The organism is Streptococcus sp. NSJ-72 (genome assembly GCF_014334035.1).
Classification (GTDB): domain Bacteria; phylum Bacillota; class Bacilli; order Lactobacillales; family Streptococcaceae; genus Streptococcus; species Streptococcus constellatus.
This window is the reverse complement of the sequence record NZ_CP060489.1, coordinates 1,533,042-1,553,622: the sequence shown is the minus strand read 5'-3', so window position 1 is coordinate 1,553,622 and position 20,581 is coordinate 1,533,042. Positions and strand designations below refer to the sequence as shown.

At 33.2% G+C, this 20,581-nt stretch carries 19 protein-coding genes; all 19 read left to right on the top strand.

Annotation, left to right across the window (positions count from 1 at the left end; all coding sequences use genetic code 11):
• The first annotated feature begins 13 nt into the window (after window positions 1–13).
• The 19 genes from H8787_RS07545 (at window position 14) to H8787_RS07455 (ending at window position 20,528) form a co-directional block, all read left to right on the top strand.
• Window positions 14–1,117 (top strand): helix-turn-helix domain-containing protein, encoded by a 1,104-nt coding sequence (locus tag H8787_RS07545; protein ID WP_187327778.1) that lies wholly within the window; start codon window positions 14–16, stop codon window positions 1,115–1,117.
• Between the two features lie 278 nt (window positions 1,118–1,395).
• Entirely contained in the window at window positions 1,396–1,809 is a 414-nt protein-coding gene (locus tag H8787_RS07540; RefSeq protein ID WP_187327777.1) for a sigma-70 family RNA polymerase sigma factor, read from the top strand.
• A gap of 670 nt (window positions 1,810–2,479) precedes the next feature.
• Entirely contained in the window at window positions 2,480–4,300 is a 1,821-nt protein-coding gene (locus tag H8787_RS07535; protein ID WP_187327776.1) for a recombinase family protein, read from the top strand.
• Between the two features lie 561 nt (window positions 4,301–4,861).
• A complete protein-coding gene (locus tag H8787_RS07530; protein WP_000048811.1) occupies window positions 4,862–5,710 on the top strand; it encodes a KilA-N domain-containing protein in 849 nt (282 codons plus the stop codon).
• A gap of 10 nt (window positions 5,711–5,720) precedes the next feature.
• Window positions 5,721–6,002 (top strand): CD1845 family protein, encoded by a 282-nt coding sequence (locus H8787_RS07525; protein WP_102568195.1) that lies wholly within the window; start codon window positions 5,721–5,723, stop codon window positions 6,000–6,002.
• A gap of 75 nt (window positions 6,003–6,077) precedes the next feature.
• Window positions 6,078–7,115 (top strand): DUF6017 domain-containing protein, encoded by a 1,038-nt coding sequence (locus tag H8787_RS07520; protein ID WP_081528322.1) that lies wholly within the window; start codon window positions 6,078–6,080, stop codon window positions 7,113–7,115.
• Window positions 7,115–7,600: a PcfB family protein gene (locus tag H8787_RS07515; protein ID WP_081528323.1), complete on the top strand. Its 486-nt coding sequence runs from the start codon at window positions 7,115–7,117 to the stop codon at window positions 7,598–7,600. Before H8787_RS07520 ends, H8787_RS07515 begins: the two co-directional genes overlap by 1 nt.
• Entirely contained in the window at window positions 7,597–9,378 is a 1,782-nt protein-coding gene (locus H8787_RS07510) for a VirD4-like conjugal transfer protein, CD1115 family (protein WP_081528324.1), read from the top strand. The genes H8787_RS07515 and H8787_RS07510 overlap by 4 nt, the downstream gene beginning before the upstream one ends.
• A 79-nt stretch (window positions 9,379–9,457) precedes the next feature.
• Complete coding sequence (locus tag H8787_RS07505; RefSeq protein ID WP_081528325.1) at window positions 9,458–10,075, top strand: SAP domain-containing protein; 618 nt, start codon at window positions 9,458–9,460, stop codon at window positions 10,073–10,075.
• Between the two features lie 313 nt (window positions 10,076–10,388).
• Window positions 10,389–10,700: a hypothetical protein gene (locus H8787_RS07500; protein ID WP_017645749.1), complete on the top strand. Its 312-nt coding sequence runs from the start codon at window positions 10,389–10,391 to the stop codon at window positions 10,698–10,700.
• Window positions 10,701–10,703: 3 nt separating this feature from the next.
• On the top strand, window positions 10,704–10,919 hold the full coding sequence (locus tag H8787_RS07495; RefSeq protein WP_000345446.1) for a Maff2 family mobile element protein: 216 nt from the start codon (window positions 10,704–10,706) through the stop codon (window positions 10,917–10,919).
• A 12-nt stretch (window positions 10,920–10,931) separates the two neighbouring features.
• Window positions 10,932–11,795, top strand: a complete 864-nt coding sequence (locus H8787_RS07490; protein WP_081528326.1) for a VirB6/TrbL-like conjugal transfer protein, CD1112 family — start codon at window positions 10,932–10,934, stop codon at window positions 11,793–11,795.
• A 12-nt stretch (window positions 11,796–11,807) separates the two neighbouring features.
• On the top strand, window positions 11,808–12,074 hold the full coding sequence (locus H8787_RS07485; RefSeq protein WP_000573637.1) for a hypothetical protein: 267 nt from the start codon (window positions 11,808–11,810) through the stop codon (window positions 12,072–12,074).
• A 3-nt stretch (window positions 12,075–12,077) separates the two neighbouring features.
• Window positions 12,078–12,476, top strand: a complete 399-nt coding sequence (locus tag H8787_RS07480; protein WP_000542588.1) for a PrgI family protein — start codon at window positions 12,078–12,080, stop codon at window positions 12,474–12,476.
• Window positions 12,379–14,811, top strand: coding sequence for a VirB4-like conjugal transfer ATPase, CD1110 family (locus H8787_RS07475; protein ID WP_001901813.1), 2,433 nt, complete (start codon window positions 12,379–12,381; stop codon window positions 14,809–14,811). Before H8787_RS07480 ends, H8787_RS07475 begins: the two co-directional genes overlap by 98 nt.
• Before the next feature lie 6 nt (window positions 14,812–14,817).
• Window positions 14,818–16,899, top strand: coding sequence for a CHAP domain-containing protein (locus tag H8787_RS07470; protein ID WP_081528327.1), 2,082 nt, complete (start codon window positions 14,818–14,820; stop codon window positions 16,897–16,899).
• Window positions 16,900–16,914: 15 nt separating this feature from the next.
• Window positions 16,915–17,145: a hypothetical protein gene (locus H8787_RS07465; RefSeq protein WP_001901812.1), complete on the top strand. Its 231-nt coding sequence runs from the start codon at window positions 16,915–16,917 to the stop codon at window positions 17,143–17,145.
• A complete protein-coding gene (locus tag H8787_RS07460) occupies window positions 17,123–18,730 on the top strand; it encodes a CD1107 family mobile element protein (RefSeq protein ID WP_081528328.1) in 1,608 nt (535 codons plus the stop codon). Before H8787_RS07465 ends, H8787_RS07460 begins: the two co-directional genes overlap by 23 nt.
• 91 nt (window positions 18,731–18,821) lie before the next feature.
• Window positions 18,822–20,528, top strand: a complete 1,707-nt coding sequence (locus tag H8787_RS07455) for a DNA topoisomerase 3 (protein WP_081528329.1) — start codon at window positions 18,822–18,824, stop codon at window positions 20,526–20,528.
• The last annotated feature ends 53 nt before the right edge of the window (window positions 20,529–20,581 follow it).

Here is a 20,581-nt window from a genome sequence, read left to right as displayed (position 1 = left end):
AGGAGTGAATCATATGTTGAAAATTGCGGAGAATATTTATCAAAGAAGAAAAGAAAAAAATATAACACAGGAAGAACTAGCTGATTTCATGATGGTTACAAAAGCTTCTGTTTCAAAATGGGAGACCGGTCAGAGTTATCCGGATATTTTATTGTTACCAAAACTTGCAACATTTTTTAACGTTACAGTAGATGAGTTGATTGGTTATGAGCCTCAATTATCACTAGAACAAATAAAAAAAATATATGAAGATTTTTCAAAAGACATTACAAAGGATGGAATTGATGACGTTATTAGGGATATTAAATTGACAATAAATCAATATTATTCATGCTTTGAATTGCTTTATTATATGGGGGCATTGATAGTTAATCACTGTGATTTGGTTGGTGAGGTAGAAAAAAAGCAGGAATACTTAAGATATGCAAATGAAATATTTAAAAGAGTAATTGACCACTCTAAGAATAATACATTAACTAAAAAAGCACTAAACATGAAAGGGGTATGCCTTCTTCAATTAGGACAGGCAAAAGAGACGATAGAAATATTACCTTCATCGGAGGAATTGTTCTTATCAACAGAATGCTTGCTTGCATCTGCTTATCTGCAAACTCAAGAGGATGAATTTGTGGATGCAAAATTACAGGTGTTCATTCTAAAAAATGTTGTTGAGCTAGTCACCTTATTGCTAATGAAAAGCAATCTTAAAAATGATAATTGGTGTGCAACTTGTGAAAAAATTGAAAATTTAATAGAAACATTTAACCTGGTAGAAATTAATGTAGCTATGGCTTTGAATTTTTATTTGACCTTAGCTATGCATTATAACAAGGATAAAAACTTTAATTTAGCTAATAAGTATATAGAAAAGTACTTACAAATTCTTTTGGAGAGAGAGAAACAATCTTTTGAAATCAAAGGGGATCAATATTTTAATAAAATTGATAACTGGATTGAAGATAACTTGCTTTTAGGAGGTAAGCCTAATAGAAATCATGAGATAGTTTATAGTTCATATTTAGATGCTGTAATTAAAAATACAGAATTGGAGAATTCAATTGATTTCGATAGTACAAAAAAACTAATAGAAAAAGCAAAAGATATAATTAGTTATTAAGTATTCAATTACATGAATTAGCTAAGATAGGAGATATGTTTATGAGGGGAAAATGGATTGAATAATGGGGGGTAATTGCTATGTGTTATTTATGGTCTGTTATTCATAAAGAAAAAAACAATAGACCTTTTTGATACTGGTAATTATCATAAAAAATCAAATTTAAAATATAGAGAAAAAGCAAGATTCTTTCATTTCAGAGGACTTCGTATGCCTATGTGCAGAAGTCCTCCTTTTTTGTCTTAAAACGCAGACAAAAAAGAAATGGAGGAAATAAAATGCCAAAAGAATATTATCTGTATGTCAATGGACAAAAGGTTAGAGTCAGCGAGCAGATATATAAAGTCTACTGGCGAGAAAAAGAACACGAGAAGTATTTAGAGCAGGTGGACAAGAAAAACCACTTGCTCTTTTTTTCATCATTGGATCATGACGGACACTTTGTAGATAATATTGTTGATGAAAGCATTGATGTAGAAAAGATTGTTGAAACACATATGATGATTGAAGCAGTCAGAAATGCTATATTAAGGCTCAATGCAGAAGAAAGAGATATTATTGAACGCTTATATTTCAATGATGAAACTTTATCAAGTGTTGCAAGAGATAAGGGAGTAACTTATCAGACTATACAATGGCGAAAGGATAGAATTTTAAGAAAGCTCAAAGAGATTTTAGAAAAATTATTGTAGAAAATACTCTGTATGTGAGGGCGGATTTTCCTTTATAAAGTGAAGAGAGATCTGTCCTCTTTAATTTTTTAGAAGATAGAAAATGAAATTCAAGATATTTAAAGGGAATTCTCTCTTATAGCCATTAGGCAGTTGTTCTTTGACAATTGAATAGACCAAGACGGGACTTTTAATTACTTAGTGAGCAAAAGATATTTACGCCATGACTTTCCTGCTGATTAAATTCGGTTTAAATGAATACTGCCATAAGCGAGGATATAAGGAAACGAGCGATAAATAAATATTCTAAAGCAAAGAACAAGGACAACTTTGTGAGCCATGATCTAAGTGATGATAATGATACTTCTTTAGTGAAAGCCGGCTCATCTTAACAGGGGCGGTGGTGAGATTCCAATGTTGCTGATCCAAAGCACCCGTCAATGTCATAAAACTTAAAAATGAATTTTAACGAGGAGGGTTTAGAATGAATAACGAATTACTAAAATATAGCCTCCAATTATCTATGCTATCTATCTTGCTCTCTAAACATTTACTAAACGATATTGAATACAGAAAGATAAAGTTAAAACTGATGAAAAAGTACAACATTTCAACAGAATTATATTTATAATGTTTTGCGAGTGTGGTATAATACAACTGCATAGAGAGATACAAAAAGGAGGCGGATGCAGTGAAGAAAGATGTAAAAGTTATTAAAGGTGATACCACACTGAAAAGAACTGCATCAGGCTGTGTTGAACGCTCAATAAAGAGAGTGGCAGCATATTGCAGAGTTAGTACGGATACTGAAGATCAGATTAACAGCTATAATTCTCAGGTAGAACATTACACAGAATTTATACAGAAAAATAAAGAGTGGACTCTTGCCGGAATATATGCTGACGAGGCGATAACAGGAACACAGGTTGATCGAAGAATTGACTTTCAAAGGTTAATAAATGACTGTATGAACGGCGATATAGATATGATAATTACAAAGTCTATATCAAGATTTGCAAGAAATACATTAGACACCTTAAAGTATGTAAGAAAGTTGAAAGAGTTTAATGTTGCGGTCTTTTTTGAAGAGGAAAACATAAACACCTTAACAATGGACGGAGAGTTGCTTTTAACAATTTTAAGTTCAGTTGCGCAACAGGAAGTAGAGAACATTTCAGCCAATGTCAAAAAAGGTTTGAGAATGAAGATGGAAAGAGGAGAAATGGTCGGCTTTCAAGGATGTTTAGGCTATGACTATGATCCGGAAACTAAAAGTATTTCTATCAATGAAAAAGAAGCTGAGATTGTAAGATATATTTTCAGAAGATATATTGAAGGTGTTGGCGGTATGGTAATCTCCAGAGAACTTGAAGAACAAGGATATTTATCGCCAAGAGGGAATAAAAGATGGACGGAAACAACAGTTTTAGGAATCATAAAAAATGAGAAATATAAAGGGGATCTTATGATGGGAAAGACCTATACGGTTGATCCTATTTCAAAGAGAAGATTGGATAATTTCGGAGAACAGGATAAGTTTTATATAGAGAACCATCACGAGCCAATCATTTCGGAAGAAGATTTTGAAAAAGCTCAAGGTATTAGATTAAGAAGGTCAAAAAACAGAAATACCGTTGCTAATAATGGTGGTAAGAGAGAAAAGTATTCAAGAAAATATGCTTTTAGCAGCATGCTTGAATGTGGATTTTGTGGTCATAATCTTTCAAGAAGAAATTGGCATTCGAGTTCAGAGTATACAAAAGTTATATGGCAGTGTGTCAATGCTACTAAAAACGGAAAGAAGTATTGTCCGCATAGTAAAGGGATTGAAGAAGAAGCCATAGAAAAAGCATTCATGGAAAGCTATCGTCAGGTATGCCACAATAATGTGGAAATTACTAATGAATTTCTTAAAACTGTGGAAGAAGAATTGAAAGACAACAGTTTAGCTAAAGACCTGAAGAAGATAACAAATCAACTTGATAAGATACTAAAGAAAGAAAAGGATCTTGTTGAGTTAAGGCTGAATGAGTCAATCAGCATGGATATATATCAGGATAAGTATAATGAAATAGCTATTAGTAAAGAGAAATTACTTGCAGAAAAAAGGACTTTAGAAGTAACACTCACTGATGAAAAAGCGTTGAAGAAAAGGCTCGAGGGGTTTAAAAAATTACTTGAGTCCAATAAATATCTTGAGGAATTTGATAGGGCAGTATTTGAAAGTATAGTAGATAAAATCATCATTGGGGGAACTAACGATGAAGGTGAAATTGATCCTGCAATGATTACTATCATATATAAGACTGGAAAAAAAGATTCTCAGGACGGAAGATTATTCAAGAGCAGAAGAAAAAATGCCAAGGAAGTTAATGAGGAAACTGACAACAAATTGTATCCTCATTCAAGCGACGAGGTCAATAATTTGTGTTCCTATCCTATTGACAACACATGTGGAGTGCGTAGCTTTGCTCGCGAAAGCCTAGAAACCTTTGAACTAAAGCCATTTTGAAAAGCCTTGATTCCAAGGCTTTTTGTCGTATAGGGGGAGTATCAGAGTAAGAAAAAATAAATATAAGAATATAGACCTGATAGATGGAAGCGGTTAAGATTTGTTTCCATAAACTCATGGTGGGTAATCCTATGATAGAGACACAGTCATCTGTTAATAGTATATCATATGGAAGAAAGTATTGAACTTTTATTTTAGATAAACAATAATGTAAATAATAATAATTTTGATTTTATAAAACAAATTTATGAATCTGTTGTTCCTAAAAGTTTTAGACATTCTTTAGGGGGAGTACTATACACCAGATTGGTTGGCTGAGAGAACTTTATTGAACTCAGTTAAAGAAATTGATACTAACATTCAAGATGTTTCAATAGTCGATCCAACTTGTGGGTTTCGTGTCATAATAATGACACAGGCAAATAGTCAAGTAAATACAAGGGTTTTAGAGCTTCTACCAAAGTTTAAAATCAAAAAAATGAATCGTTGGTGTGCTGTTTAGAGCAGTTATTATGAAAATAAATGTTGTAAACAGTACATCAGCATAAAGGAGGAACTCATATGTCTAAGGTGAAAAAAGAGACGATTGAAGCAAAAGGATTTGCTATTCAAATTTATACTGAAGACTTTCAAAACGACTATATAAGTCTAACGGATATTGCTAGATATAAAAGCGATGAACCAAGTGATGTAATTAAAAATTGGATGAGAAGAAAAGATACAATTGAATTTCTTGGTTTATGGGAAAGCTTAAACAACATGAATTTCAATTCGGTCGAATTCGACCGAATTAAATCGGAAGCTGGATATAATTCCTTTACACTGTCCCCTAAGAAATGGGTAGAAAAAACAGACGCAATCGGAATTATCTCAAAAGGAGGAAGATACGGTGGTGCATTTGCACATACAGATATTGCCTTTGAATTTGCTTCATGGATTTCTGCTGAATTTAAGATGTATGTAATTCAGGATTACAAAAGACTTAAGTCAGATGAAAACTCTAAGCTATCATTAGGTTGGAATTTGAATAGAGAAATTTCCAAGATTAACTACAAAATTCATACAGACGCAATCAAAGAATATCTCTTAAAAGATCTTACCAACGAACAGTTGTCTTACAAGTATGCAAGTGAAGCAGATATGCTCAATGTAGCCTTGTTTAACAAGAGAGCTAAACAGTGGCGTGAAGAAAATCCTGAGTTAAAGGGTAATATGAGAGACTATGCAAGTCTGAATGAATTACTTGTTCTTGCAAATATGGAAAGCTATAATGCAATTCTTATTGGTAAAGGTATGGATCAAAAAGAAAGAATGATAGAACTTAGAAAGCTTGCCAGAACTCAGCTGATGTCAATTGAAAAGTTGAACAATACAGGTATTAAGAGTTTAGAGGATAAATCAAAGAAATAGAGAGGTTGTTATGAGATGGGCATTGAAAATTATCTTATTTCCAATAATATTGATCTTGTTGATACTAATTGCTTTTCTAAAATTTATTATAAAAGTTAGTGGAATGATTTTAGGTATAATATCTTTCCTAGTATTTATTGGAGCAGTAGCTTGCTTTATACAAAAAGATATGGCAACAGGAATAGCAGCATTACTACTGGCATTCTTGATCAGTCCTTATGGGCTACCTAAAATTGCACTTTGGATCACAGCATATCTTGAAGTAGCGAAAGATACATTAAAGGAAATATAAGAGAGAGTTAAGACGATGGAATATAAATCTATCGTCTTTTTCTATGCCTAAATTTCAGAGAAAGGAGGCGATGATATGAGTATGTATTTATTTGATGAACAACCTATACTGGCTAATAAAGCATTAGCCAGAGAATTAGGCTTAAATGAAGCTCTTGTGCTTCAACAAATAAATTACTGGATTGAGATAAATAAGAAGTCTGGTAACAATTATCATGATGGCAAGTATTGGACATATAACTCCATACGAGCATGGCAAGAAAAAGATTTTGATTATTTAAGTGTTGATACAGTAAAGAGAACTTTTTCTAAGCTTGAAAAAGCGGGCTATCTTTTAGTTGGAAACTATAATAAAGATCCTAGAGATAAAACGAAGTGGTACACAATAAATGACAAGAAATTAGAAGAACTTTATCTTGAACTAAATCAAAGAAAACAAGAGAAAGAAAGAAAAATATTAGAACAAGTAAGTAAAAGTGCTATGCCTAATGCATTAGGGCAAAATGCACCAATGGAAGAGGGCAAAATCAACCAATGCAATGAGGCATTTAGCACCGATGCATTTGATGAAAATCTACCAGTGCATTATGGCAACTTGCATGAACCATTACCAGAGATTACTACAAATAATTCATCAAAGATTACTTCAGATATTTCTACAGAGAAGTCCTCCCACCTACCCATCTATGAAAGAGATCTGTTTTATTCAGGGGACGGAATGGAGGAAGGACGTAAACAAATAAAATCATATAAATCTTGTTTAGAAGAATTAAGAGAAAGCACAGGATACAACGAACATATGAAACTGGGCAATAAGATTATTGCTAAAACCTTTGATGAAATAATTAAAGTTTTAGCTGATGTTATGGTATTAAATGCGGAAGATACAGTCACAATAAATCAAACGAAATTACCAGCATATGTTGTTCAAGAGAGATTTAGAGAATTAGATTCTTCGCATATGGAGTATCTTGTAAATGCTTTATCAGAGAACGAATCAAAAATAAGAAATGTAAGAGCATTTATCTTAACGGCAGCATATAATGCACCAAGCAATATGGATGCCTATTATACAGCACTTGTTAGTTATGATATGAGGGAAGGAGGTTACTAATGATAAATGAAGAAATTTCTAATAGAGTAGTTAATATTGAAGTTAATGTCTTAAAGGCAACATATCAAGAAATCTTAAGCCAAGTAAAGAAGTTACAACAGAGATCAAAACAACATGGTGGCTTAGATAAACTTATCAAGGCTGAGGGAAATGAAGTCAAACTCAAAGATATGGTTAAGAAAGGTCAGCTTGAAGAAATCAATGTTAAAGATGGTGAATTAAAAGAACTAAAAAAAGAATTGAATAAACATGGTGTTAAATTCTCAGTGATGAAAGATAAGGAGACTGGGACACATTCAGTATTCTTCCAAGCAAAAGATACAAAAGTTATGAATAAAGCTTTTCAAAATGTGCTATCAAATATTGAGAAAAAAGAAAAAAATAAGGAGTCAATTCACAAGAACATAAAGAAATTTAAAGAACTAGCTAAAAATACTATTTCTAAGGATAAAGTCAAGAATAAACAAAAGGAGCAGAGCCTATGATAGATAAGATACTAAAAGACATCAAAGGCTTATTCAAAGTGCAAGATAAGGCAAAGTTTCTAAAACAGAACATTCCCTATCTTGCATTTTTCTATGTAGGCAATATCTTTTCTCATCATGTACGAGCCTATACTGGCGGCGATGTGATAGATAAAATCTTTCAAGGAATATTGGAACTTAACACCATGAGCTTACTGCCAAGTATTCATGTGGCTGATATTTTAATGGGCGTGGGAGTAGCAGCTTTAATTAAATTTATTGTCTATACCAAAGGTAAAAACGCAAAAAAGTTCAGACAGGGGAAAGAGTATGGCTCAGCAAGATGGGGAACGAGAAAAGATATAGAGCCGTATATGGATGAAAAGTTTCAAAATAATATCTTGCTTACTCAAACTGAGCGATTAACCATGAATGGCAGACCGGCAAATCCAAAGTATGCAAGAAATAAAAATGTTTTGGTTATAGGTGGTTCAGGCTCCGGAAAGACGAGATTTTATGTAAAACCGAACCTAATGCAAATGCACAGTAGCTATTGTGTTACAGATCCTAAGGGAACGATAGTCATTGAATGTGGTAAGATGCTTGAAGATAACGGTTATGAGATAAAAATCTTAAATACCATCAACTTCAAAAAGAGTATGAAGTATAATCCATTCGCCTACCTTAGAAGTGAAAAAGATATATTGAAACTGGTACAGACAATTATTGCAAATACCAAGGGAGAGGGTGAAAAAGCAGGCGAAGATTTTTGGGTGAAAGCCGAAAAACTCTACTATACTGCTCTTATTGGCTACATCTTCTATGAAGCTCCAAGAGAAGAAAAGAACTTTGCAACACTCCTTGATATGATAGATGCTTCAGAAGTCAGGGAAGATGATGAAACATATATGAATCCTATTGATAGGCTATTTGAAGCATTGGAAAAGAAAGAGCCTACGCACTTTGCAGTAAAGCAATATAAAAAGTACAAATTGGCTGCGGGAAAAACAGCAAAGTCTATTCTTATTTCATGTGGTGCAAGGCTTGCTCCATTTGATATTCAAGAACTACGGGACTTAATGAAAGAAGATGAACTTGAACTTGATACACTTGGAGATAGAAAGACAGCACTTTTTGTTATTATCTCTGATACAGATGATACCTTCAATTTTGTTGTATCTATTATGTACTCACAGCTATTTAACCTACTTTGTGATAAGGCAGATGACGAGTATGGAGGAAGATTACCCGTTCATGTAAGGTGCTTACTTGATGAGTTTGCAAACATCGGCTTAATTCCGAAGTTCGAGAAATTGATTGCAACAATCAGAAGTAGAGAGATTTCAGCAAGTATCATATTACAAGCACAATCTCAGCTAAAGGCAATTTACAAGGATAATGCAGATACGATTGTAGGCAACTGCGATAGCACTTTATTTCTTGGTGGAAAGGAAAAGACAACACTTAAAGAACTGTCTGAAACACTGGGTAAAGAAACCATAGATCTGTATAACACATCGGAAACAAGATCTAATGCTAATAGCTATGGACTGAATTACCAAAAGACAGGAAAAGAATTGATGAGCCAAGACGAGATAACAGTTATGGATGGTAGCAAGTGTATTTTTCAGCTTCGAGGTGTCAGACCATTTTTGTCAGATAAATTTGATATTACAAAGCACAAGAATTACAAGCTCCTTGAGGACTATGATAAAAAGAATGTGTTTGATATTGAAGACTATATCAAGAGAAAAGGAAAAGTTAAGTTTAATAGAAATACAGTAATTACAAGATTGTAATATTTTCTTTTATAGCTTTATGTGGCGTGGGTATATTTGGTATAATAAGATAAATTTGAATTTATGGGGGTGTGGCTATTTGAAGAACGGTAGACCTGATTTCAGAGATATAAAGTCATTTGAAGAATTTTCTAGATATTATTGGTACAGAGAGGAACTTTCAAAAATTTGCAAGTCACTTGGATTAGAATATAGAAGTACAAAGCAAGAACTGAATCATATCATAGAACAATATTTTATGGGAAATAGAATAGAGAAATCTCAGAGAAATGGAAACAAAAATCAAACAGAAGTTGTAACATTATGTACACCATTACTTGAATGTGCTTTTTCCTTTAATCAAAAATTTAGGGACTATTTTTCTGCAGTAACGGGTGTTAGTCCATTTAAGTTCAATGCCGATATGGCAACGGCATGGAGAAAAGTGAAAACAGAAAATAACTTAAACTTTACAATTCAAGATATGCTCAAAGTATATTATGGCGAGTCAGACTACGCTAAGTATGATAATTCAGCTTGTCAATGGAATCAATTCCTAAAGGACTTTTGCTCAGATGAATTTAGCAACTATTATTCTAACAAGTTAAAAGTTGCTGCTATTATATGGAAAGAAGTTAGAGACTCAAAAAATGAAAAAATTTATTCGAGACAACTCCTAAACGAATATGGAGATAAAATAGAGGAGTATCATAAATAAATCCTAGTTTGTCGAACTGAATATAAAGTATTAAAGACGATAGAAATAAAAAATCTATCGTTTTTTTTCATGCCTATTTTCAATTTATATTGCGATCAATAAATAGGGAAAACTCGCAAGAGTTGCTAACTAGTATTTCAAATGCCTCTCACTAATATATACACGACAAAATGCTAGTTCCCTTAAATATGTTACAGAAAGTAAAGGAGAAAAGATGATAAGGATAAGAAGCCCTACCTAATAGATAACTAAATATACAAATACTTGGTGATTGAAATTAACTTTTCAGTCGCTTTTTTAATTGGAGGAAAAAATGGATAAAGAAATGATTAATATCAATGCCAATCTGTTAAAAAAACCTACTTTTGGAACTTTTACAAGAGGTGATGAAGAGGTTCAAGTTGTAAATTTTGCTCTTTCGAAAGGATATGGAAAAGGTAGAGAGTATATCAACTGTGCAGCCTATGGCAATAAATCTGACGTGGCTAAGGAATTTTCAGAAGGTGATTTCATTCATGTGTATGGTTACTTCAACAAACGAACTAAAAATGGAAAGACATATAAGAATTTTGTAGTTATGTCTATGAACAAAATTGAAAAGAAAGAAGAAAACGAGGAGGAATAAATAATGGATTTTTTCGTACAAGCAGTTAATGTATTAAAGATTTTGGTAATGGCAGTAGGTGCTGGTCTTGGAGCATGGGGTGTTATTAACCTTATGGAGGGATATGGTAATGATAACCCTGGAGCAAAATCTCAGGGCATTAAGCAGCTAATGGCTGGTGGAGGCATCGTTCTAATCGGCTTAAAACTAATCCCATTACTTTCAAATGTATTGAAGTAAGGAGAGTAGCTTATGTTTGGTATTTTCGATAAGATAGAGGAATTTTTTAAAGAGCTTCTTCTCGGAGGTATCCAAGCAAATCTTGAGTCAATGTTTATCGACATTAATGATAAAGTCGGAGCAGTAGCAACCGATATAGGCAAGACACCAATGGGATGGAACTCAGAGGTATTTAACTTTATTAAGAGTATCAATGATAGTGTCATTATTCCAATTGCAGGTTTAATCATTACAGCAGTTTTATGTATTGAACTGATAAATATGGTTATGCAAAAGAATAATATGCACGATACAGATACCTTTGAGTTTTTTAAATACATGATAAAGATGTGGATAGCGGTATGGCTAGTATCTCATGCCTTTACATTCTCAATGGCAGTATTTGATGTTGCACAACACCTTGTAAATCAGGCGGCAGGAGTAATCAATACTTCTGCTGCCGTTTCAGGTGATCAAATTGTTCAGATGGTTGAGGGATTAAAAGACAAAGGACTTGGAGAACTGGTGATGATACTCTTTGAAACCTCGCTTGTTAAAGTTGCAATACAGGTTATGTCGGTAGTCATAATGCTAGTTGTCTATGGCAGAATGTTTGAGATATATGTTTACTGTTCAGTTTCAGCAATTCCATTTGCCACTATGGGAAATAAGGAGTGGGGACAAATTGGAACAAACTATATCAAAGGTCTATTTGCTATTGGGCTTCAAGGCTTATTCTTGATTATATGCTTGGGTATTTATGCAGTTTTAGTAAAGACGATAAAGATAACGGACATTCATGCAAGTACCTTTATGATATTAGGCTATGCATTACTTCTTGGTCTAATGATGCTAAAGAGTGGAACGCTTGCAAAGAGTGTATTAAACGCACATTAAGGAGGATTTTTAATGATAGAAGTAAAGAAAAAGTTGTTTCCTGTTTCAATTATTGCAGTAGGAATTGGAGCATTTGCTATCTCGATTTTTAACAGGAACAAATTAAAGAATTTAGAAGATGAAGTAAAAAGTACAAGAGATGATGTGAAATCTATTCTTTGTTATCAAGAGCAGAAAAATGCATTCATTGAGTCAGAATTAGAAGAGATGAGAAATGAAGTTGCTTCATGCTATGAACATTTTGAAGCATTTTCAAAGGAAAAAGAAGATGGGAGGTAAGCTATGGGCTATGTACCAATTCCCAAAGATTTAAAAAAGGTAAAAACAAAGGTAGCCTTTAACCTTACAAGAAGACAATTAATTGGATTTACACTTGCTGGACTGGTTGGTATACCAGTCTATTTATTTATGAGAAAGTTTATGCCAAATGATATAGCGATACTGTTTTTAATTGTATCAACGCTTCCAATCTTCTTTGTAACACTATTTGAAAAAGATGGACTTACCTTTGAGAAATATTTTAAGCACATATATCTACACAAGTTTTATCAACCACAGAAGCGAGTGAGAAAGGAGGTTTACCTTGAACAAGAAAAGAAAATTACAGCAAATTCAATTAGAAAAAAATCAAAAGGTATTAAAGGAAAACAAAAGAAACCTGAAAAAAGAAAAGCTGACTAAGCAGAAGAAAAAAGCTTCTCTAATCGACTTAATATTTAAGAAAGAGCCTAAGAGATATACTGTTGAAGACACAATACCTTATCTGAGAATGCTAAAAAGTGGAATATGCCAGCTTGATGAAAAGCACTATAATAAGTGTATTGCATTTCAGGATATAAACTATCAGCTTGCCTTAGAAGAAGATAAGGATTTGATTTTCAATCAATTTGCGAATGTCTTAAACTCTTTTGATCCAAGTGTAGATATTGAGTTTTCATATATCAATCAGCTTGGAAGAAATAATGAATTAAAAGCAGCTATTCAGATACCGGATAAAAATGATGGTTATGATGATATTCGATTAGAGTTTCGTGAGATGTTAAAAAGTCAGCTTGCAAAGGGAAATAATGGTTTAAAGAAATCGAAGTATATCACCTTTGGAGTTGAAGCGGATAGTTTGGAGCAAGCGACTGCAAAACTTGAGCGACTTGAGATTGATATATTATCAAATCTAAAGAGTATGGGAGTTCGTGCTGAGGGCTTAACTGGAGAAGAAAGATTAAAGGTATTGCATGATATTTTAAATCCAGATAAGCTCTTTTCTTTTTCCTATAAAGACTTAAAACCAAGAGAAAGTACAAAGACTGTTATTGCACCAGATTCTTTTAATTTTGTACCAAGTAAGTATTTTAAGTTTGGAAAATATATTGGAGCTGTTAGTCATCTTCAAATACTTGCAAGCGAGCTGTCGGATAGAATGCTTGCAGAATTTTTAGATATAGATGATAACATCAATATTTCTTTTCATATCAAGGCAGTTGAACAGACAGAAGCGATTAAGATGGTGAAAAGAAAAAATACAGATATTGATAAGATGAAGATTGAGGAAAATAAAAAGGCAGTTAGAAGTGGCTATGACATGGACATATTGCCAAGTGATTTAATTACCTATGGTGATAATATCAAGATGCTTTTAAAAGACCTTCAGACAAGAGATGAGCGTATGTTTATCGTAACGATTGTCTTTATGAATTTTGCAAAGACAGTACAAAAGCTAGATACGACTATTTCTCAGATTTCATCTATTGCAAGTAAGCATAATTGTAAGATTAAACGCTTAGATCATAGTCAAGAACAAGGTTTTATCAGTGTATTACCTCTTGGCGTAAATAAGATTGAAATAGATAGAGGGTTAACCTCATCATCTACAGCAGTCTTTTTACCATTTACAACAGAGGAGCTTTTCATAAACTCATCAAATAGCTTGTACTATGGATTAAATGCCTTAAGCCATAATCTTATTATGGCTGATAGAAAAATGCTTAAAAATCCAAATGGCTTAATTTTAGGTACGCCTGGTTCTGGTAAGTCATTTTCTGCAAAGCGTGAAATGGCAAATGCTATTCTTACAACCGATGATGATGTCATTATCTGTGATCCAGAGGGTGAATATGGCAATCTTGTTAAACAGTTTAAGGGAGAAGTCATAAAGGTTAGTGCAAAGAGTAAAGACTATCTTAATCCCCTAGATATAAATATGAATTATGGAGATGGAGATGCACCACTTAAGGATAAGGCAAATTTTATTATGTCTATGCTTGAACTTGTGGTTGGTGGTAGTGGACTTACAGCAGAAGAAAAGTCTGTTATAGATAGGTGCTTACCTAAGATTTACGAGAAATATTTTGAAAATCCAGTTCCAGAGAATATGCCTATACTTCAAGACCTTTACAATATGTTAAGAGGGCAAGAAGAAAAGGTGGGAAAGAAACTTGCAACAGAAATGGAAATCTATGTTTCAGGAAGTCTTAATGTCTTTAATCACAGGTCAAATGTTGACTTAAACAAGCAGCTCATTTGCTTTGATATTAAAGAACTTGGAACACAGCTTAAAAAGATAGGAATGCTTGTTATTCAAGATCAGGTGTGGAATAAGGTGTCGCAAAATAGAAACACAGGAAAAAGCACAAGATACTACATTGACGAGTTTCACTTGCTTTTAAAAGACGAGCAAACTTCTCAGTATTCTGTTGAAATTTGGAAGAGATTTAGAAAATGGGGCGGCATTCCAACAGGAATTACACAAAATGTCAAAGATCTACTTGCAAGTAAAGAAATTGAAAATATTTTTGACAATACGGATTTTATTCTAATGCTTAATCAAGCAACAGGTGATAGAGATTGGCTTGTTGTAAAGCTTAAAATCTCAAAGGATCAGGAAAAATTCGTTACCAATTCAAGAGCAGGTGAAGGTTTGATTTTCTTTGGAAACACCATTGTTCCATTTGTAGATAACTTCCCTAAAGACACAATCCTATATCAAAAGATGACTACAAAACCTGAAGAAGTGAGGTAGCGTCTTATGAGTAAAAAAAGAAAGCGAGATTTGAATGAAAAGTTAAGGGCAAGAGAGGAGAAAATCATCACAAAATCTGAAACAGATGATGTCCTAGATTATAAAAGAAAAACTGGAGATGATTACAGGGATAAGGTAGTTAAAGAAGAAAACAGGTTTCAAGATAAAATTCATGAGAAGATAAGTAAAAGAACGGATATTACTAGTGAAATAGAAACAAGTAACAAGAGCAAAAATGCTATAAAAAGAAATATTCGAAGTAACAGTTTTCAAGCCGAAGTAGCCAAGTCAGATTATCAAACAGAGGTTAAAGAAAATCGTATCTATGATCCTTTAGCAAAAGACCAAGATGGTGATGGTGTTATTGATAGATATGATAATGATTTTAGAGATAGCGATGTATCATATGAGCCTTTAGGTAATAAAAAATCCAAACTTCATGAAAAGCAGAAAAGGTCACTTAAAAGAAAGAACTATTCTGATAAGCTCTTTACAAGAAAAGAGATGGATAAGAAAAAGGAAGATAACACTAAAGCTTCTAAAACTGGTAAAGAAGTCATCAGAGATAGGGAAAAGAAAAATCAGCTTTATAAAAGGTATAACAAAGAAACCTTAGTCGGTGGAAGTGTGATTGGAGCCGCAAAACTTGGTGAGGTTACAAGTGCTTATCTATCATCTGGTAGTGATGAAAATGCATCTGTTGAAGCTGCTGAAAAAGGCTTAGGAAGTTCCTCTAAACTTATTCATGGCGTAAAAAATTATTCGGATAAGAGAAAAAGTAAGAAGATATATGATTTAGAAAAGAGCAATAGGAAAATCAAAAGTAGAAAGTCCAAGCTTGAGTTTAGAAAGAGCATGGACGAGGTTGAGAAGACCGACCAATATAAAAAAGCAAATGCTTATAAGAAGTTTCAAAAGAAGAAACAGATGAAGTCAGCTATCTATAAACAAAAGAAGACAAGAATTAGAGATAGAGTTAAAAAGACACTGATGGATACATTCAAGGTATCTAAAGACTTCATCATAAGAAAAGCAAAAGTGGCAGCAATAGTAGTAGCTGCCATAATTATTTTTGGAACTTTTGTATTTAACTTTGCAAGCATGACAATGGGTGGATTTGCTAATTCTACGAGCAGTGTTTTAACAACATCATATTTATCAAGACCAAATGTTTTAACTGAGATTAACCAAAGTTTTTCAAACAAGGAGAATGACTTATATAGCGAGCTTGAAAATGTAGAAAAGAATAATCCCAGATACGATGAATATATCGTAAGAAAAAATGGAGATATTGGTCATAATGTTCATGAACTTTTATCCTATATCACTTCAAGATATGGTGAAGTAAAGAGTTTATCTGAAGTTAGTAATATTTTAGATGACTTATTTAAGACTATGTACCATGTCGATTATAAAGAGGAAATAGAGATAAGGTATAAGACTGTAACTGGAACTTACACTGATGAAGAGGGGAACGAATATACCGAGAGCCATGAAGAACCTTATGAGTATAGAAAGCTCATTGTTACTTTAAGTAAAAGAGAAATGGATAGCGTGGTTCGAGAAGTCTTCGTTAAGTATCCAGACAATTTAAAGCATTATGAAGCACTATTCCTTGCACAGGGGAATATGGGCGAAATGTTTGGCAACACGAATCTCATTACTGCAAATGGTGGCATAGGTGGAGGAAAAGAATACGAAGCATCGTCTGATGTTCAAAAGAAAATTGTAAATGCAGCATATATTACTCCATCACCTGGAGCAGGTTGGTGTGCAATGTGGGTTTCTCAGGTTTATCAAAATGCAGGTCTTGGATATATCGGAGGTAATGCTAATGATATGTACCGAAACCATACATTTACTTCTGATAGATCAAAGTTAAAAGTAGGAATGCTTGTAGCAGTTGAAAGTAGCAGTAGTGGTGGACAAGCCGGACTTACTTATGGTCATGTCGGAATTTATATTGGTGATGGTAAGGTAATGGATAATATCGGAGTAGTTAGGGTAACAACCTTAGATGATTGGATTGCAACATTCTGTAAACACCATCCAGTAGGATTTGGATTTCCACCAAACGTACAAAGATAGAAGGGAGTGGAAAATGTGAATAGGGAACTGAATACTGTTAATAAAAAAATTCAAAAGTTATTAGATAAGAAGGTTCAGATCGATAAAGATTTAGAGCCTTTATTTATTCGTAAAGATGAACTATTAGACCAGGAGTATGTAGTGATTTGTAGAGAGAACAATATCACTCTTGAAGAATTAGTGAAGATGTTCAAAGAGAAAAAAGAAAAGGAGAAATATAGTAATGAAAAGCAAATTGAAGAATAAGAAAGTATTGGCCGCACTTATTGGAGCAGCGTTACTTTTGGTTTCAATTATAGGTGTGATGACTGTAAATAAGCAGATTGTATTTGCAAAAGATGGAACTGTACTTTCAATGCTTAATCCGATTGAAGCTCTTGCAGAAACGGAAGAGAAATTTGAAGTAAAGATTAAGTATGTATTTTCAGACGAGAAAGTATTTAAGGAAGAAGTTGTAAAGGCAGATAAAGGACAAATCCTTGATAGTGGTGATTTGCCAATGTTACCTGACGATATGAAATTCATTGATGATTTTCTTTATTATGGAGTAAAAGGCGATGGGAAAGATGAGATTATCCGTAAGGTAGAAAAGATTGTAAAAGATGAAGCAACTCAGACTGAAAATGATAAAGATAAAGAAAAGAAGTCTGATGAAGCAAAACAGGATAAAGCCACTCAAACAGAAGAGCCTAAGAAAGATTCATCAACTCAAACTGATATTACTAAAAATGATTTAGATAAGATGGATAAGGAGTCTAAGGACTTAAAAGAAAAGGTAGATAATCTTAGCAAGGAACTTAAGGATAAAGATAAGTTAAGTGATAAGCAAAAAGATAAAATCAAAAATCTTGAAGATGAAATTGAAGCTTTGGAAAAGAAAATCAAAAAGGACAAGGACTCTGTTGATTCATCGAAAGAAAATATTGAGCTTAAAAAATCTATTGAAGAGTTAGAAAAGAAGACTAAGGAACTACAGGAAAAGCTCAATTCTATGAATAAGATAGGGACTAATTCTAATTCAACTATCTCAAATCCAGTACCGAAAAATAACGAATCTTTTAGCAAATTTATTCCAAGCACACCTATAAATACAGGAAAAGGTAGCGATGCTTCTGGTAATGCTTCAACGCCAACATCTAAAATAGAAAATAAGGTAGAAACTAAGTCGGATAAAAAAGAGGAGAGACAGGAAATACGTTATCCGAATAAGCTAACACCTAAACAAACTTCAAGTAATGGAGATACGTCTTCTATGGATGGAACAAGCAAGTCAGCAAATACCAATAAAGGAGTAGCGTCAGCACCGTCAAAAGCAAGAGGAACCGTTACAGAGAATAAGGATAATGCAAACAAAGATTATCCAATTCACCACAACGATGGTAAAGATAATAAGTCTACGGATATGTATTCAGCAGACGCAAGACAGTTTGTAACTTTTACAACTAAAAATGGAAAGACTTTTCATCTAATCATTAATCATGATGAAGATAGCGAGAATGTAATGCTTTTAACAGAAGTTTCAGAAGATGATTTGTTAAATATGGTTGAAAAGAAAGAAACACAAAAGGAGATTGTAAAGGAAGATCAAATAAAAGAAGAGCCTAAACCAGTGAAAAAAGATGAAAGTAGTAATATGGGAACATACTTAATTCTGATTCTTGTAGTAGCTGGAGCATTAGGTGCAGGTTATTACTTTAAGGTTGTTAAAAAGAAAGAGAATGAAGAACTTGAAGCATTAGAAGATGATGACGATGATTTTTTCTCAGAAGCTGATGAAAGTGAAGAAACATCAGAAATAGAGGTTGAAGAAATCGAAGAAGATGAAGAATAAAATGCATCATAAATTATATGATTTTGGGTGCAAGTTAAAGGCGAGGGAGTATTATCTTTCGCCTTATTTTATTTGAAAGATTGGAGATAATATGGATTTAGTTATTGCAGAAAAACCAAGTGTAGCTATATCAATTGCAAAGGTGATAGGAGCTACAAAAAAGAAAGATGGATACTATGAGGGAAGTGGATATAGGGTATCATGGTGCGTAGGTCATCTGATTCAGATGGCAAATCCCGATAGCTATGATGAAAAGTATGCTAAGTGGAATATGGAAGATTTACCGATTGTTCCAAGTGAGTATAAGTATGAGGTTTCAAAATCTACTAAGAAACAATTTAGTGTCTTGAAGAAACTATTGAATGATAAAGAAATAGAGAATGTAATAAATGCTTGTGATGCTGGTCGTGAAGGAGAAAGCATTTTTAGACTTGTCTATAATCAAGCAAATTGTAAAAAGAAGATGAAACGACTTTGGATTTCATCAATGGAAGATAGTGCAATTAAAGATGGTTTCAATAACTTAAAAGATGGAAGTTACTACGATGATTTATTTGAATCCGCCAAGGCAAGAGCGATTGCAGATTGGCTAGTCGGGATGAATATTAGTAGGCTTTATTCTTGCCTGTATAAGCAAAATTATAGTGTGGGAAGAGTACAAACACCTACACTTGCAATGATTGTAAATAGGGATGATGAAATCAGTAATTTCAAGAAAGAAAAATATTATACAGTTGAGCTTTCTTTAGATAAATTTTCACTTTCTACAGACAGAATTGATGACAAGACTACCACAGAGCAGCTTATCAATTTAGTAGGTAATTCCATAGAAATTACTGATGTCTTTCAAAAAGAAAAGATAACAAAACCTGAGTTACCTTTTGACCTTACAACACTTCAAAGAGAATGCAACAAGTATTTTGGATATAGTGCGAAACAGACACTTGATTATGCTCAAAGTCTTTATGAGAAGAAGTTTATAACATATCCAAGAACTGATAGTAGATGCCTGACTGAAGATATGATTACAAGCGTCATTAATAATATCTTAGGCAAGAATGACTTTGATACTGAAAGAATTAAGATAGTGTTTAATTCTAAAAAAGTTACGGATCACCATGCGATTATACCAACAATCAGCTCATTAAAAGAAGATATTTCAACTCTTCCAGAAAGTGAAGCAAAGGTATATAGACTTATAACAAATAAACTTCACGCAAGTGTTGGATACCCTTTAGTAGAAAATACTACAAAAATTGTTGCTGAGTTTGATGGTTTTGAATTTAGTAGTAGTGGCAAAGTGATTATTGATGAGGGATTCACTAAGTATTTAAAAGAATATAAAACTAAGAAAACTGAAGATACATTACTACCAGGTGTAAAGGTAGGCGAAGTATTTGAGATAAGAAATAAAGAAGTAAAAGAGAAATATACATCACCACCTAAGCATTTTACGGAAGATACACTTTTAAAGGCTATGGAAGTAGCGGGTAATGACGCCTTAGAAAAAGGCATTGAGGTAGAAAGAAAAGGACTTGGTACACCGGCAACTCGTGCAGGTATTATTGAAAACTTGATTTTCAAAGGTTTTATCGAAAGAGATAAAAAGAATCTAATTGCAACCAATAAAGGAATTAGTTTGGTGACTATTGTTTCAGATACTCTTAAATCGGCAGAAACTACTGCTGAATGGGAAATGAAACTATCTGATATTGCTAATGGAAAGGCGAATAAGGATGATTTCTTAAAATGTATTGAGAATGAAATAAGAGAAACAGTAGGGATATATCGTAAATAATTTTTGGGGGAATGAGAGCTAATCTTGTTCCCTTATTTTATTGGAGGTGATTA